This is a genomic window from Anoxybacillus sp. FSL W8-0382 (genome assembly GCF_038003845.1).
In the GTDB taxonomy this organism is placed as follows: Bacteria; Bacillota; Bacilli; order Bacillales; family Anoxybacillaceae; genus Anoxybacillus; species Anoxybacillus flavithermus_G.
The window spans coordinates 2,360,001-2,375,535 of record NZ_JBBOPX010000001.1 but is presented as its reverse complement, the minus strand read 5'-3'; the positions used below and the strand labels follow the sequence as shown (position 1 = coordinate 2,375,535).

The 15,535-nt window shown below is 41.8% G+C and carries 18 protein-coding genes and 1 pseudogene (1 of these 19 running past the window's edge); 14 read left to right on the top strand and 5 right to left on the bottom strand.

The features are described 5' to 3' along the window. Nucleotides 1-218 precede the first annotated feature (218 nt). The 5 genes from NSS60_RS12585 (at nucleotide 219) to NSS60_RS12565 (ending at nucleotide 4,312) form a co-directional block, all read left to right on the top strand. Complete coding sequence (locus NSS60_RS12585) at nucleotides 219-1,568, top strand: ISLre2 family transposase (RefSeq protein ID WP_088223306.1); 1,350 nt, start codon at nucleotides 219-221, stop codon at nucleotides 1,566-1,568. Between the two features lie 211 nt (nucleotides 1,569-1,779). After that, on the top strand, nucleotides 1,780-1,977 hold the full coding sequence (locus tag NSS60_RS12580; RefSeq protein ID WP_004892308.1) for a hypothetical protein: 198 nt from the start codon (nucleotides 1,780-1,782) through the stop codon (nucleotides 1,975-1,977). Nucleotides 1,978-2,030: 53 nt separating this feature from the next. Beyond that, nucleotides 2,031-2,543, top strand: a complete 513-nt coding sequence (locus tag NSS60_RS12575) for a superoxide dismutase family protein (RefSeq protein WP_004892305.1) — start codon at nucleotides 2,031-2,033, stop codon at nucleotides 2,541-2,543. Nucleotides 2,544-2,645: 102 nt separating this feature from the next. After that, nucleotides 2,646-3,146: an Lrp/AsnC family transcriptional regulator gene (locus NSS60_RS12570; RefSeq protein ID WP_004892302.1), complete on the top strand. Its 501-nt coding sequence runs from the start codon at nucleotides 2,646-2,648 to the stop codon at nucleotides 3,144-3,146. Continuing rightward, the gene (locus NSS60_RS12565) at nucleotides 3,146-4,312 is read left to right on the top strand and encodes an aminotransferase (protein WP_004892300.1); all 1,167 of its coding nucleotides are present in this window, start codon (nucleotides 3,146-3,148) and stop codon (nucleotides 4,310-4,312) included. Before NSS60_RS12570 ends, NSS60_RS12565 begins: the two co-directional genes overlap by 1 nt. Nucleotides 4,313-4,328: 16 nt before the next feature. On the opposite strand, the gene NSS60_RS12560 is transcribed toward NSS60_RS12565, so the two are convergent. Further along, a complete protein-coding gene (locus NSS60_RS12560; protein ID WP_004892298.1) occupies nucleotides 4,329-4,694 on the bottom strand; it encodes a helix-turn-helix domain-containing protein in 366 nt (121 codons plus the stop codon). A 130-nt stretch (nucleotides 4,695-4,824) separates the two neighbouring features. Here NSS60_RS12560 and NSS60_RS12555 point away from each other — a divergent pair, with 130 nt between their 5' ends. Further along, nucleotides 4,825-5,169 carry a CvfD/Ygs/GSP13 family RNA-binding post-transcriptional regulator gene (locus tag NSS60_RS12555; RefSeq protein WP_004892296.1) on the top strand — a complete coding sequence of 115 codons (345 nt, stop codon included), beginning with the start codon at nucleotides 4,825-4,827 and terminating at the stop codon, nucleotides 5,167-5,169. Nucleotides 5,170-5,178: 9 nt separating this feature from the next. Here the strand turns inward: NSS60_RS12555 and NSS60_RS12550 are convergent, their stop codons facing one another. Both NSS60_RS12550 and NSS60_RS12545 read right to left on the bottom strand, forming a co-directional pair. Continuing rightward, the gene (locus NSS60_RS12550; RefSeq protein ID WP_004892293.1) at nucleotides 5,179-5,412 is read right to left on the bottom strand and encodes a DUF378 domain-containing protein; all 234 of its coding nucleotides are present in this window, start codon (nucleotides 5,410-5,412) and stop codon (nucleotides 5,179-5,181) included. A 278-nt stretch (nucleotides 5,413-5,690) separates the two neighbouring features. Further along, the gene (locus NSS60_RS12545; protein WP_064214420.1) at nucleotides 5,691-6,920 is read right to left on the bottom strand and encodes an IS110 family transposase; all 1,230 of its coding nucleotides are present in this window, start codon (nucleotides 6,918-6,920) and stop codon (nucleotides 5,691-5,693) included. A 432-nt stretch (nucleotides 6,921-7,352) separates the two neighbouring features. Between NSS60_RS12545 and NSS60_RS12540 the strand changes: the two genes are divergently transcribed. The 3 genes from NSS60_RS12540 (at nucleotide 7,353) to NSS60_RS12530 (ending at nucleotide 10,460) form a co-directional block, all read left to right on the top strand. Beyond that, on the top strand, nucleotides 7,353-8,513 hold the full coding sequence (locus NSS60_RS12540; protein WP_004892290.1) for an iron-containing alcohol dehydrogenase: 1,161 nt from the start codon (nucleotides 7,353-7,355) through the stop codon (nucleotides 8,511-8,513). 110 nt (nucleotides 8,514-8,623) lie between these two features. Continuing rightward, nucleotides 8,624-9,973 carry a glucose-6-phosphate isomerase gene (locus NSS60_RS12535; RefSeq protein WP_004892287.1) on the top strand — a complete coding sequence of 450 codons (1,350 nt, stop codon included), beginning with the start codon at nucleotides 8,624-8,626 and terminating at the stop codon, nucleotides 9,971-9,973. Between the two features lie 82 nt (nucleotides 9,974-10,055). Beyond that, the gene (locus tag NSS60_RS12530) at nucleotides 10,056-10,460 is read left to right on the top strand and encodes a YugN-like family protein (RefSeq protein ID WP_340720886.1); all 405 of its coding nucleotides are present in this window, start codon (nucleotides 10,056-10,058) and stop codon (nucleotides 10,458-10,460) included. On the opposite strand, the gene NSS60_RS12525 is transcribed toward NSS60_RS12530, so the two are convergent. After that, entirely contained in the window at nucleotides 10,452-11,420 is a 969-nt protein-coding gene (locus NSS60_RS12525; protein ID WP_004892284.1) for a potassium channel family protein, read from the bottom strand. The genes NSS60_RS12530 and NSS60_RS12525 overlap by 9 nt on opposite strands. A gap of 100 nt (nucleotides 11,421-11,520) precedes the next feature. On the opposite strand from NSS60_RS12525, the gene NSS60_RS12520 reads away from it, so the two are divergent. The 4 genes and pseudogenes from NSS60_RS12520 to NSS60_RS12505 all read left to right on the top strand — a co-directional run bounded on the left by NSS60_RS12520 (nucleotide 11,521) and on the right by NSS60_RS12505 (nucleotide 14,259). After that, complete coding sequence (locus NSS60_RS12520) at nucleotides 11,521-11,700, top strand: H-type small acid-soluble spore protein (RefSeq protein WP_035018897.1); 180 nt, start codon at nucleotides 11,521-11,523, stop codon at nucleotides 11,698-11,700. 195 nt (nucleotides 11,701-11,895) lie between these two features. Continuing rightward, nucleotides 11,896-12,120: pseudogene (locus NSS60_RS12515) on the top strand (transposase); the annotation flags it as partial. 276 nt (nucleotides 12,121-12,396) lie between these two features. Beyond that, a complete protein-coding gene (locus NSS60_RS12510) occupies nucleotides 12,397-12,843 on the top strand; it encodes a MerR family transcriptional regulator (protein ID WP_230456215.1) in 447 nt (148 codons plus the stop codon). A 78-nt stretch (nucleotides 12,844-12,921) separates the two neighbouring features. Further along, nucleotides 12,922-14,259 carry a hemolysin family protein gene (locus tag NSS60_RS12505; protein ID WP_004892276.1) on the top strand — a complete coding sequence of 446 codons (1,338 nt, stop codon included), beginning with the start codon at nucleotides 12,922-12,924 and terminating at the stop codon, nucleotides 14,257-14,259. A 293-nt stretch (nucleotides 14,260-14,552) separates the two neighbouring features. On the opposite strand, the gene NSS60_RS12500 is transcribed toward NSS60_RS12505, so the two are convergent. Beyond that, nucleotides 14,553-15,230: an MgtC/SapB family protein gene (locus NSS60_RS12500; RefSeq protein WP_004892274.1), complete on the bottom strand. Its 678-nt coding sequence runs from the start codon at nucleotides 15,228-15,230 to the stop codon at nucleotides 14,553-14,555. A 39-nt stretch (nucleotides 15,231-15,269) separates the two neighbouring features. Between NSS60_RS12500 and NSS60_RS12495 the strand changes: the two genes are divergently transcribed. After that, nucleotides 15,270-15,535, top strand: partial view of a DMT family transporter gene (locus tag NSS60_RS12495; RefSeq protein WP_035018893.1) — the start only. It continues 628 nt past the right edge of the window; only the first 266 of its 894 coding nucleotides appear in the window; it begins with the start codon at nucleotides 15,270-15,272; its stop codon lies beyond the right edge, outside the window.

Here is a 15,535-nt window from a genome sequence, read left to right as displayed (position 1 = left end):
TTCCTTTCTTTTTGCAGTTTTTCAGTGGCTGAATTGTTTACGAATCCAATTATATTCCTGTATGAGTAAAATGTTTGTGGGAGAAAAAAAGACAGGTTCCTGATTTGGTATAATAAGGAACCTGTCAGATATGTAAGCAAAATAGATGAAAAACGGGCTCTCCTCCTGGTAAGGTAGTAAGTGCGAAAAAAATACAACCAAAGAAAGGAGTGGAGCCCATGCAGGATTATATCACAAACGGCTTGACATTAAAAGAGATCGAACAGTCTTTATTTAGACATATGCAAAAACAATATGGTCATCTCCTTCAACAGGTGTTGGAGGAGATCGACCGCACATTGGCAGAACAGCGGGACAAGAAACGATATGCGCTCAAAGATAAGCGGACGATCCGACTCCAAACGCTATTTGGAGAGGTGGAAGTGAAGCGAAACTACTACTTTGACCGTGAAAAAAAGGTGTATACGTCTTTACTCGATGTCTTTCTCCAGTTCGATGGGGCGCATGGAGTGAGTCCGCTATTAGAGGAGACAGCGATTCATCTCGCCGTGACGGGTTCTTCGTATCGACAGGCTGCGCAGTCGCTTGAAAAGCTGGTGGGGTATGCATGTATGAGTCACGAAACGATTCGCCAGTCCATCATCGAGGCAGAGGTGGAAGGGCACCGTGCGATGGAGAAAAAAGGGCGCGTGTTTTTTATCGAAGCAGACGGGTTGTACGTGAAACGTCAACGAAGCCGCATCAAAGGAAAAGAAGAAAAGATCATCACGATTCACCAAGGATGGGAGAAAAACGGGAAACGCGTATCCTTAGTGAATCGACGGTATATGGTTCATCAAACGAATGAACCGATTTGGGAAGCTGTAGAGAATTTTCTGATGAAGGAATACAGCTATGATCCGTTTGAGGATTGGGTGGTCATCAATGGAGATGGAGCCCCATGGATTACAGCGTGTCGAGAATATTTCGGGGACAGGGGGTACTTTCAGCTTGATCGGTTCCATGTGGCAAGAGAGATTCGTCAATTGTTCCGAGGTCATGCGAGATATCGGGTGATTCGAAAGAAGTTAGCATCATGGGATGAAGAAGGTGTGTTACGAGAACTCACAAGTGCCATCGGTACGTTAGAACATGAGGAGAAGGAAAAGCAACTCGAGGCGCTTGTTCGTCGAATCGAGGAGATGCCAGGATGTTTGCGTGACTATCGCGTATGGTTGAAGGAAAAAGGGATTGACACGACAAACATGAGGGCGATGGGGAGTGCGGAAGGAACGATGCATGTGTTTGCGAAACGAAGTAAAAACGGTCGAAGTTGGAGGGATGCAGGGATTGAAGCGATGTTGCGAGCGATCGTCGCGATAAAAGATACGTTACTCATTCGGACACGCGATGGAGTGATGTATGGCGTGGAAGAACGAGAAGAAACGAAACGAGAAACGATCGTGAAAAAGGCACTGAAGCGCGTGCAAACGCAAATGACAGAAGTGGTACGAGATAACATCCCATACCTTCGCCAATCTTCAGGGACACCGATTTACGAGGCATTGCAAGCATTGAAAGGTTTTTAAAACGAGAGAAAACGCACATACCTACAGGATGAGAGTAAGTAAAAGCGCTTACATATAACGATTTTATAAAACCATATATAACCAAAAAAATCGGTCGAGAAAAAAATCTCCCACAAAGTCTTGACTCAAACTATATTCCTTTTTACAAAGTGAAACAATTGCCTTTATGGTATAATCGATTGATGAGACGATATACGGAAAGGTTGATTGTATGACTAACATCATATTTGGACTGTTTTTGTACTTTCCAGAAGATAAAACCGAATACATTCCTGCTGCCATTTCGTTTATGGCATTTTTCATCGCTGCGGTGTTGACGATGCGGTTGATTATAAAAATTTCAAAGCGTCAAGAAGAAAAAGCAAAGCAATTTGAAGAGCAGCTGAAAAAACAACAAGCGAAAGATTAAATAAATGAAAATAGGGCATAATAAGCCGTAAATATGTAGTTGGAGGGCTTGTTGTGCGTCGAGTAATTGTTTGTTTCTTTTTATTGCTTGTAAGCGGATGCGTGGAAGAGAAAGTGAAAAGCGTCGATGTCAATGTAATTAATGAAGATGGAGACTCGCTTGGAACGATTAAAATGTCTCAACAACCTAAAGGAGTAAAACTGGACATTAACCTCAAAGGGCTGCCACCAGGGGAGCATGCGATGCATATTCACGACAAAGGAACATGCGAACCGCCTGAATTTAAATCAGCAGGGGAACATTTTAATCCAGAAGGAAAGGAGCACGGGCTTCTTCATCCGGAGGGGGCGCATGCGGGTGATTTACCGAATTTAATCGTGAAAGAAGACGGAACAGTTAAAGTACAATTGATGGCTCCGAATGTCAATTTATCAGAAGAGAAAAACGGTTTGTTTACAAAAAACGGAACGTCGATTGTAATCCATGAAGAAAAAGATGATGGCATGTCTCAGCCAGCGGGAAATGCAGGCAAGCGAATCGCATGTGGTGTCATAAAAAAGAAGTAGCAGCAAGCGATCAGCAAGCGATGTCGTCTTGCTTCTTTTTTTGAAAAAATACGTGCATTTTTTTCTAAATTATGTGAAAATTTATAACAGGGGGGATTCATGATGAAGTTAACTGAAAAAGAAATCGAAATCGTTGAACTGTTAGAAAAAAACGCGCGATTGCCGATTGAGACAATGGCGAAAATGCTTTCTCTTCCTGTTTCGGAAGTGGAGCATATGATAAAAAAGTTAGAGGAAGCAAAAGTCATTGTACAATATGCAACCATTGTGGACTGGCGGAAAGTTGATGGGCATGAAGGTGTGACAGCGATGATTGATGTAAAAGTGACACCAAAGCGAGGCGTTGGATTCGACGAGGTAGCAGAACGTATTTATCGTTTCCCGGAGGTCAAATCTGTTTATTTAATGTCGGGAGCATATGATTTATCTGTTGTTATTGAAGGACGTTCCATGTCTGAGATTGCCCATTTTGTTTCTGAAAAATTGTCAACGCTTGACTCTGTTATTTCAACGACAACTCACTTTATTTTGAAGAAATATAAACATGACGGCACTGTATTTGAACAAGGTGATCAAGATCGAAGAATCGTGGTGGCACCGTGATGCAAAAGACGAAAACGTACGTATCTGATACTGTATCGCGTTTACAACCATCTGGTATTCGGAGATTTTTTGATTTAGCAGCGAGCATGGAAGGGGTCATTTCATTAGGGGTTGGTGAGCCGGATTTTATTACCCCTTGGAGTGTGCGTGAAGCTTGCATTCTATCGTTAGAACAAGGATATACGTCATATACAGCAAATGCTGGTTTGTGGGAGTTACGAAAAGCAATTAGCGATTATTTAGCGCGCCGTTTCGAAGTGCTATACGACCCAGCAAATGAAATTATTGTCACGGTTGGAGCAAGTCAAGCGCTTGATGTTTCTCTTAGAGCGATTTTGAATCCGGGTGATGAAGTCATTGTTGTAGAACCAAGTTTCGTCTCATATGCACCGCTCGTTTCGCTAGCTGGCGGCGTGCCGATTCCAATTCAAACGAGCGGAAAACATCACTTTAAGTTACAGCCCGAACAAATTGAACAAGTTGTGACACCGAAAACGAAAGCATTAATTATTTGTTCACCGAACAACCCGACAGGAACGGTATTAAATAGAGGAGAACTGGAACAAATCGCACGCATCGTAGCAAAGCATGATTTGCTTGTTATCTCAGATGAAATTTACGCGGAGTTATGTTACGAGGAACAATATATAAGTTTTCCGGCCATTGCCCATATGCGAGAGCGAACGGTTTTAATTAACGGATTTTCAAAAGGATTTGCGATGACGGGATGGCGATTAGGCTTTGTTGCAGCACCGAAAGATTTGGCGGCGGCGATGTTAAAAATTCATCAATATACGATGATGTGTGCACCAACGATGGCACAATATGCAGCTATTGAAGCGTTGCAAAACGGGGCGGATGACGTCGAACAAATGAGAAAAAGTTACCGGCAACGGCGCAACTTTTTTGTGCAATCATTAAATGAAATCGGTCTTACTTGCCATATGCCGGGAGGAGCATTTTATGCATTCCCTTCCATTCAATCAACAGGCATGACTTCAGAGCAGTTTGCGGAACGTCTATTGTTAGAAGAAAAAGTTGCCGTTGTTCCTGGGCATGTGTTTGGAGCAAGTGGAGAAGGATATATTCGTTGTTCGTATGCTTCATCGCTTGAACAATTACAAGAGGCGATTCGACGCATGAAGCGGTTTCTTGAACGACTATAAAAAAAGCTGACGGCCGTCAGCTTTCTTTGTTGTATTTGAGTTCATATAACATTTGCATGACGCGTAGAAAATCTTCTTCGCTAAATTCTTTTGCTTTTCGTAAAATAAGTTTTGCCCGTTTAAGTCCAATTTCTTTAATTAAGTATTCGATTTCTGGATCGAGGCTGGATGAATTGGATACATCTGCTCGTTCTAACAATTCTGATGCTGGAACATCAAGAGCGGTACAAAGTTTTAAAATTGTTGGTGTATCAGGCACTTGTTCACCTGATTCGTATTTTTGGATCGTTGCTACCCCTACACGAACTTTCATCGCCAATTCTTGTTGTGACATATTTCGCTGCTCTCGGTACATGCGAATATTTTCACCAATTGTGCTCATTTATTCTCCCACCTCTCCAAAATTCGTTTACAACTTTATCATACCATGTTCTCATTTATACTCGTGCACAAAATTAACACTTTTTAAGCGAATTATGTTACAATTTTTCAAAAAACGAGGAGTGTTTCATTTGGAGTGGAAGGAAGGTGCGATCGTTACGGGTATTGTGACGGGAATACAGCCGTACGGCATATTTGTATCGCTTGATGAACGAACACAAGGACTCATCCATATTTCAGAAATCACAGATGGATATGTAAGAAATATTTACGATTATGTGGATGTCGGGCAGTCCGTTCGGGTAAAAATTATTGCGATTGATGAAAAAACGAAGCGAATTAGCTTATCTTTACGAGATGTTGATCATGAAACAATGAATATCGAAACCCCTTTAGGATTTCAACCATTGAAAATGCAACTAGAAAAGTGGATTGCAGAAGCGAAAAAACAATACAACTCACCGAATGATCGGTGAGTTGTTCGTTTATGTCCTTGACATTTTTGGTTCTGTACGTCCGAGCTCTTCCGTTGGTTTAAACAGAAGTACGAGATTAATGAGCCCTGCAATTCCAACAAGAGCATAAACAATGCGAGCAAATGCCGATGCTTGTCCGCCGAAAATGGCTGCCACAAGATCGAAACGAAAAAAGCCAATGAGCCCCCAGTTAAGCGCTCCAATAACAGTAAGCAATAGTGCGATTCGTTGTAACGTACTCATGTTCATCCTCCTTGGTAAAGTAGTGTATTCATTTATAGAATGGATAATTATTTTTGAAATATGCACAACGAAAAAGAAAAAAATGCAAGTTTCTTTACTTATTTGTTTATTTTAGAAATAATGGAGAAAAAGTCCTGCGGTAATATGTCAAGGTGAAAAATCATCGAAATTGGAAATTCGATTGTCCGATGACCCGAAAAAAGGCAATACTTAAGAAGCCCAGTCTTGTCTTATGTCATTAACTGGGTTTTAATGCAAAATCAGTTAGATCGATACCCCTATCGATCTTCCCCCTTTCTTGGCGTGTAGATTTGACCGTTGCGTAGCAGCGCATCGATCACACGCACGAGTTTTCGAGCGGTGAGGACGAGGGCTCGTTTGTGTTGGTGCTTTGGTACTTCCTCATACTTCTTCCGGTAATAGGTGCGAAACGACGCATCATGCCGTTGTACCGAGTTGGCAGCCTCCACTAGGTAGTAACGGAGATAGCGATTGCCGGAACGAATGAGGGAAGTCTCCTCGGCTTGGAACCGACCGGACTGGTGCTTAGACCAAGTCAAACCTGCATACTTTGCTAAGGCGGCTTGGTTGTCAAAGCGCTCGATTTGTCCAATTTCGGCTAAGATGCCAGCGGCGTAGACCGGACCAATGCCGGGAATCGTTTGTAACGTATTTGGGATGCCTTCCAAATGGCGAGTAATCGCTTTATCTAGCTCTTTAATTTGCGCTTGAAGGCTACGGATGGATTGAATCGATAGCCCTAAAAGCAAGTCGATGGAATCCTCGACACATTTGGAAAGCCGATACGACGAACGAGCCGCCTTTTGAATGGACTTGGCGATGCATTCCGGATCGGCAAAGCGATTGCGTCCTTTTTGGCGCAAGAAGTCAGCGAGCTGTTGCACGTCCATCTGACTGATTTCGTCTAAGCTAAACGACTCGAGAAGAAGCTCTAAGATGGCATGTCCGAACACGGAGCTGTCCACCTCTTGGGTAAAGGAACTGCACTTGTAAAACAAGTGTTGGAGGAAGTACTGCTTTTCCCGAGTCAGCTGATGGACGAGATGATAGCGCATGCGCGTGAGCCGTTGAAGGGCGATAAACTGTTCTTGCATGACAGCTGTCACTTTCAAACGGCCAAAGCGAAGCCGATCGGCGATGATCCACGCATCGATGCCGTCCGTTTTATCCAAGTCAGTGTACGCTTCTTTAAATTTGCGAATGAGCTTTGGATTGATGGTAAACACCTTGACATTCCAAGACTTCAGCTCCTCCTGTTGGTGGAAAAACATCGCTGGATGCCAGCTGTAGACCGAAGTGGCTTCCATCCCGATGAGAATTTCGGATGGTTGGAGCTTGTTGGCCCACAGGAGGATTTGATCGCGAAGGAAGGTCGCGCCAAGGAGATGATTGTCCACCTTGAATTGGGCGCACGTGTTTCCTTCTTGATCCATGATACACGTGTATAAGTCCGTTGAGCTCACGTCAATCCCGACGTAGAGTTTCATGAGATCACCTCCAATCGTAGTAGGATCGTGGGGTTGGGACTCTTCGGGATGCCCCCGGACCGCGCCTGTTGACCAGTCACCCTCGCATATGAGAACTCACGTTGGGCCATGGGCTGCCTGGAAGCTGCTCCTTCCAGCATGGGAAACCAACGGGAACAGCCTGCGGGTTAGAAGTCCGAACAGGAGCCGGGGAGACAGACTTTCTAAGTAGTCAAAGCTACAGGAGAGAGAAGAGTGTCCCCGATGATCCTAAGACCATTATCCAAGAACATCGCGAAAAGTCCAACCCCGATGTAGTGCCATCCACGGGGGAGGGGCGCGCCCCTCCCCCGTGGGCAAATCACTTACACATATGCGATTGTCAAGGAGCATATCCAACTGGAAATTCGATTTAAAAATCTTTCTAAACATACTATACGAGGAGGAAATTTAATGGAACAGTTTATTTTTCACAACCCAACAAAATTAATTTTTGGAAGAGGACAAATTGAACAACTAAAGAAAGAGCTTGCTCCGTATGAACGTATTTTAATGGTGTATGGTGGGGGCAGTATTAAGAAAAACGGTGTGTATGATGATGTCGTTTCTGTTTTTCGCTCATTGAATAAATGGTGGACGGAGTTATCAGGTGTCGAGCCGAATCCACGGTTATCTACTGTTCAAAAAGGGATTGACATATGTCGTGCAGAAAAAGTTGATTTTATTTTAGCTGTTGGTGGCGGAAGTGTTATTGATTGTGCAAAGGCAATTGCTGCAGGCATTCTATACGATGGAGATGCATGGGATTTCATTTCACGAAAAACAACCGTTCAGCGGGCGCTTCCACTTGGAACTGTATTAACACTAGCAGCCACAGGATCAGAAATGAATGCAAATTCTGTTATTACAAATTGGGAAACGAAGGAAAAATACGGTTGGAGTAGCCCGGTTGTTTTTCCTAAATTTTCGATTTTGGATCCTGTTTATACAACAACTGTTCCGAAAGATCATACAGTGTATGGTATTGTTGACATCATGTCGCACGTGTTAGAACAATATTTTCATCATGCCCCAAATACGCCACTGCAAGATCGGATGTGTGAGTCGATTTTGAAAACGGTGATCGAAACGGCGCCAAAACTTGTAGACGACCTGCAAAATATCGACTATCGTGAAACGATTTTATATTGTGGAACGATGGCTTTAAACGGAATTTTACGCATGGGGCTGCGTGGTGATTGGGCAACACATAATATTGAGCATGCTGTATCAGCGGTGCATGATATTCCGCACGCAGGGGGGTTAGCTATTTTATTCCCGAACTGGATGAAACATGTGCTTGATGAACATATAGAGCGGTTTAAGCAACTAGCCGTTCGTGTGTTTCATGTTTATCCAGAAGGGAAAGGAGATCGTGAAATCGCGTTAGAAGGAATTGAAAAGCTTCGGGCATTTTGGAATAGCTTAGGCGCTCCAAGTCGATTAGCTGATTATGACATTGGCGAAGAATCATTGCCACTCATAGTGGAAAAAGCGATGGCGTTCGGCCCGTTTGGTAATTTTAAAAAGCTACAACACGATGATGTTATGGCGATTTTAAAAGCTTCGTTATAAAGTGCGAAAAATGTCATAATGAATCCGTTTACATGGTTTTTGCTAACTTGATTCTCTTTGTTTGTTTCGCTAAAGTGAAAGAGGATACAATCATTGAGGAGGAAACGTACATGACGCATATTCAGTTTGACTACTCAAAAGCGTTGTCGTTTTTTGGTGAACATGAACTAACGTATTTGCGCGATGCTGTAAAAGTAGCACATCATGCACTTCATGAAAAAACAGGGCAAGGAAACGACTTTTTAGGATGGATTGATCTTCCTGTCGCATATGACAAAGAAGAGTTTGCTCGCATTCAACAAGCAGCGAAAAAAATTCAACAAGACTCTGATGTGTTATTAGTGATCGGTATTGGTGGTTCTTATCTCGGGGCTCGTGCAGCGATTGAAATGTTGCAACACTCGTTTTACAATGTGCTTCCGACAGAAAAGCGGAAGACACCACAAATTATTTTCGTCGGTAACAACATTAGTTCTACATACATGCGTGATGTGATGGATTTACTCGAAGGAAAAGATTTTTCGATCAATGTCATTTCAAAATCAGGAACGACGACAGAACCTGCGATTGCCTTCCGTATTTTCCGTAAGCTTCTTGAAGAAAAATACGGAAAAGAAGAAGCTCGTAAACGCATTTACGCAACAACAGACCGTGCGCGCGGAGCGTTAAAAACGTTAGCAACGGAAGAAGGATATGAAACGTTTGTTATTCCAGATGATGTTGGAGGACGCTACTCTGTTTTAACAGCTGTCGGTTTATTACCGATTGCAGTAAGCGGAGCGAATATTGAAGCGATGATGAAAGGCGCTGCACAAGCGCGTGAAGATTTCAGTAAATCAGAGTTAGAAGAAAATATCGCTTACCAATACGCTGCGGTGCGAAATGTGCTTTACAATAAAGGGAAAACAATTGAAATGCTCATTAACTACGAGCCAGCATTGCAATATTTTGCAGAATGGTGGAAACAGTTATTTGGCGAAAGTGAAGGAAAAGATCAGAAAGGGATTTTCCCAGCTTCAGCAAACTTTTCAACTGATCTTCACTCTTTAGGACAATATGTGCAAGAAGGTCGTCGCGATTTGTTTGAAACAGTGTTAAAAGTGGAAACGCCGCGTCATGAGTTGACGATTGAGGCGGAAGATAACGATTTAGACGGCTTAAACTATTTAGCAGGAAAAACAGTCGACTTTGTCAACACAAAAGCGTTTGAAGGTACATTGTTGGCGCATACCGACGGGGGCGTGCCAAACTTAGTTGTCACACTACCGCGATTAGATGAATATACATTCGGTTATCTCGTTTACTTCTTTGAAAAAGCGTGCGCCATGAGCGGATATTTACTTGGTGTGAATCCGTTTGACCAACCGGGGGTAGAAGCATACAAAGTAAATATGTTTGCCTTGCTTGGTAAACCAGGATACGAAGAGAAAAAGGCAGAACTTGAGAAGCGATTGAAATAATTAAATTTAAAAGAGCTTTCCCTGCGCGCAGGGAAAGCTCTTTTTTTTGGACATAATAATGAACAGAGGAGGCGTGATCAATATGATTGAAATTCCATCTAGACTAGAAGGAAAAACGTTTTTGTTAAACGTGTTAGAACAACAATTAAAACCGCTTGGTTACGTAATCGGTGGAAATTGGGATTATGATCACGGTTCGTTTGATTATAAAATGGCAGATGATGTCGGCTATCAATTTTTGCGTCTTCCATTTGTTGCTGTAGATGGACAGCTTGATTCGTATGGGGCAACGGTTGAATTGAAACGCCCATACGTCCTATGTCATAAATATCAGCGCGGATTAGACGACAACGTGCATGTTGGAAACGTAAGCGCTTCGTTTAATCAGTTTTCCGAACCAGAAGACTCCGATGCAACTGTACCAGACAAATATGTATCGACGGCAAAGATGCTTGTCAAAGATGTAGAAGATCTGTTATTACACTAATACAATGAGCTCATCTGTTTTTTGAATGGCTGTATGGCCTTGTGGATTGATCGTTACTTGTTGCTCGTTTGCAATGCCGATGAGCAATAGTCCTTCCTTGTTTAACTCGGTAAGCAATGTATGAAACGACATGCCGATCCATTCATCGTGAACAGTTAAACGCTTGATCGGATGTTTTTTCAATTGTTCCATGTCGTTTAATATATTTGGGGCTGAAAGACAATTTGTCATTAAAAAACTGATCCATTTATTCGTTTCAATAACTGCATCGGCTCCCGCTCGTTTTGCATTATCGACTTGCGGTGTTGTTAATACTTCCACAACAGTATATACATCGGGGTGGAGTGCTTTAATTGTCAAAAGAGTGACAATAGATGCTAAGTCCGCTTCTGTTTCATTTTTATGTTGGTTCGCAGTAATGATGACGGCATGAGCGTCGAAAACGTTCGCTTTTTTCCATACATCATCGTGGGTCGGATTTCCTTTAATAAAATGAATGTGCTTCGGCATATCCCAACGTTGCAATGTTTCGTCGATGACAAGGCACGGCACATGGGGAGGTAGAAGTGTGAGCAGTTGGCGAATCCGTTCATTCCAACCAACTAAAATAACATGTTGACCTTTTGTATAAGGAAGCTCCCCAGCTGATAAAGCGTTTTCTTTTGAAATGGCCTTCGCAGATAGTGTAACAAAATAAGCTGAGACGAACGCGGTGCCGAGCGAAATGAGAGCGATGGCGACAACTTTACCAACGACAGTTTTTGGAACGAGGTCTCCATAACCGATAGTTGTAGTTGTGATGAGCGCCCACCATATTCCGTCAAATGTTGTTGAAAATGTTTGTGGCTCCACGATATGAATGACAATCCCAAATAAACAAATGATCGTTGTAATTGTTAGTATGATGCGTGCGAGCGGAGAAAGCCGCCAATATGAAGCGAGAAACTCGTACCATCTCATGTATTTTCCCTCCTTTTTTATCATTGTAGACGAGAAAATCTCGTTTCTTACATATTTTTTCTACAAAAACAAACGATATAAACGAAAGGAGGGAATGAAATTGGATATAAATCGCATCAAGCAAATCGTTTCTTCCCCAGATGATATTCGTGTATGTTATCACGGTCAGTCTGTTTGGATTGATGGGTACGATGAAGCAAACCGAACAGCCACCGTACATATGCGTGGGAGGGAACATGAACGCCATACCGTTCCAGTGGAAGAATTGACGGAAGAGTAAAAGAAAAAACCCTTGCATGGCAGGGGTTTTTTCTATGGAGCATATCGGGATCCCTTCGCACTGCCAGCACGACGCTCTTCCAAGCTTGTCAGTTACACTACCCAAAATCCTTGAAAAACAGCTTCGTGTTTTATTCAAGTAAAAGTGTAGAAAATAGCATTTATTACGTGAATATGACGGATGGGTGTGCATTGCAGTATTCGAAGTGTGATTTACACGACCAATGCCATCGAACGAACGATCAAGGAGATTCGGAAACGTCTCAAGCCGATGAACAGTTTGAGTAGTTTAGAAGCAGCTGAAAAAGTCGTGTATTTGACCATCCAAGATTTTAATGAGAAATGGGCAGGACGAAAGTTACGAGGATTTTCCGAAGCGCATGAAGCCCTTCAACGAATGTTTGAAGAATGTTACAATTAACTTAATGTAAATAAATGAGATAAGGGGATTCTCCCTTCCTACACAAGAGACTGAATATTCAGTCTATTGTGTGGAGGAAACCAGTCTCCCCTCTATTCTAAATCTATTTCAGAGATACCCTATCTATTTTACATTACACAAAATTCTTGACGGTACCTAGGAACAGATTTGTAATAAAAAAATTAACACTATAACGTTTGACTGTATATTTTTTTGCTATATAATTTCATTAAACATACCGAATAATAATAGATGGGGAGTGAGTTCGTTGGGAAGTTGCTTAAAATTGGTGAACTTGCAGAATTAGCTGGTGTTTCCAAACGAACCATTGATTATTATACGCAGTTAGGATTGCTTGAGCCCGTTCGTTCTGAGACCAATTATCGCTATTATCCTGAAGAGAGTATTGAGCATTTACAGTTAATCCATGCATTAAAGAAACAGCATTTAACTCTCGAGGAAATAAGAGAGCGCCTGCAGCTTATGAAAAAACAGCCTGCTCCGATGAATGAAATTATCGATAAAATTGAGCATCTTCAAGAACAAATGCAGCATATTCAAGAAGAAGTGCTGGAATTAAAGCCGTTGCTCAAACAATTAAATGAACAACAGATCAAGATGATGACAAAACCATTGACCCAGCAAGGTTACGCATTGCTACATTCATTAGGGATATTGCTTGGTGGAAATCCTTTTATATATGATTTTCTTTCAAGGAAATAGTGAAGAACAAGAAAAACATATTATACAATTAGCAGGAGGTGGATTCTCTAGCTGTTTGCATGCAGTTAGAGAGCTTAATTGGAGATAGTTAATTTACTGATGGTTGGCATTTTAATTGCCTTGACGGCGTTTTTTGTTGCATCAGAATTTGCCATTGTCAAAGTGCGCCGTACACGGATTGATCAGCTCGTGGCCGAAGGAAATCGAAGCGCCATGGCTGCAAAAAGAGTCATCAGCAATTTAGATGAATATTTATCAGCTTGCCAGCTTGGTATCACCATCACTGCACTAGGGCTTGGTTGGCTTGGGGAACCAACGGTGGAACATTTGCTTCGTCCTGTATTTGAGCAAATGAATTTGAATGAGTCTGTAGCATCTCTTCTTTCTTTTGCGATTGCGTTTGTGGCGATTACCTATTTGCACGTAGTTGTCGGTGAATTAGCGCCTAAAACATTGGCGATTCAAAAAGCGGAAACCATTACGTTGTTATGTTCAAGACCTTTAATCTTTTTCTACAAAATCATGTATCCGTTTATTTGGGTATTGAACGGATCAGCACGTGTCATCATCGGATTATTTGGACTAAGACCGGCATCCGAACACGAAGTCGCCCATTCTGAGGAAGAGTTGCGGCTTATTTTATCTGAAAGTTATAAGAGCGGAGAAATTAATCCGTCGGAGTATAAATACGTAAACAATATTTTTGAGTTTGACAATCGGATTGCCAAAGAAATTATGGTGCCGCGCACAGAAATTGTCGCATTAGATAAAAACGATTCAATCGCGGACATTTTGGAAATTATGAGGAAAGAAAAATATACACGCTATCCTGTTATAGACGGCGATAAAGACCATATTGTTGGGATGGTGAACATAAAGGAAATATTAACGGATTGTATTCGAAATCCACAAGCGATTGAAAAGAAGTTAGATGATTATATTCGTCCAATCATACAAGTAATTGAATCGATCCCTATTCATGACTTGTTCGTAAAAATGCAGCGAGAACGAGTCCATATGGCGATTTTAGTTGACGAATATGGCGGAACAGCTGGACTTGTGACGGTTGAAGATATATTGGAGGAAATCGTCGGTGAAATTCAAGATGAGTTTGATATTGATGAAGTTCCGATGATTCGCAAAGTGAACGAGCATACTACCATTGTTGATGGAAAAGTGTTGATTGAAGAGGTAAACGATTTACTTGGAACGGATATCGATGATACCGATGTCGATACGATTGGCGGTTGGATTTTAACGGAGAAATTTGATATTCAACAAGGTGAGATTCTCTCCTACGGTGATTATGAATTTAAGGTATTAAAAATGGAAGGTCGCCATGTCCAATTGGTTGAAATCACGAAGCGTGTAAAAACTCCTTTACTTACCGTACAAGAAGAAGCGGAAACAAAATAACAGTTAATATTAAAGAGAGGCTGTCTCATAAGGGTCTGACCTCACGCGAGCTTCACAATATATCGTTCATTTATCCAACGTGATGTCCTATATATTGTGTTGCGGGGTCTGACCCTGTGGTTTTTTGGGCAGCCCCTTCGTTTTTCTAAAAAGACAAGTCATTATTTTATAACACCGTTTCGATTTTTAAAACTATTGGGAGACAAAACAAGACTAACAATCATGGGACTAGTAAATAATCAAGATTGTTGCGTGTGTGAATTATACTAATATAAATGATAATCATTTTCGAGTTAAATATTCTCAATATCGACGCTCCGAATAGAAGGAATTTGATGGATAAATTCGTATACATCTGTCGTTGCCTGCTTTTGATCAACGGATACCTTTAGCTCAACAAAGTGGTTTCCGTTGTCTAAATCTTTAATGCGGACAGTTTTGATGCGAATATTTTTTTGTTTAATAGCGTCGATTACTTCTGAAATTTTTGTTGCATCTAATACAATCAGTTTGACAGAAAGTTCTTTTTCTCTCAGTTGTTTTGGTCCGAAGACGGTTGTTACAAGAGGGATGAGCTCAACGCTAGCGATCAGAAAAGCTACGCACAAAATGGCTTCGATATAAAAATTTGCACCAACAGCAATTCCAACGCCGGCTGCTCCCCAAATAAGCGCGGCAGTTGTTAAACCTGAAATGCTGTCGTTTCCGCGTCGGAGGATAACACCTGCACCAAGAAAACCGATGCCAGATACAATTTGTGCAGCGAGGCGAAGCGGATCCATATTTATATGATCGCTTTTTGGAAACGTATATGCTGATTCAATCGAAACGATCGTTAACAAACAACTTACAATCGAAATGACAAGACATGTTTTAAGGCCGACCGGCTTTCGTTTTAATTCTCGTTCTAGGCCAATGATGAGCCCTAGAACAGCAGAGATTCCGAGTTTCATGAGCACATGAGCGTCCATAAGACATTCCCCCTTTTCTTCATAAGTATATTCGAAAGGATGACGAACATGAAGGCGTATATCGCACTAATTATTGGGGCGCTTTCTATTTCTACATCAGCTATTTTTGTTAAATTTACAGATGCCCCGTCGTCTGTCATTGCATTTTATCGTCTCTTTTTTGCGGTCGTTTTCATGACCCCATTGTTTGCTGTAAGACATGTAAAGGAAATGAAGTTAATGAATAAAAAGGACTGGGCTTTCGCGGTGTTGTCTGGTGCGTTACTTGCCTTCCATTTTATTCTTTGGTTTGAATCGCTTCGTTA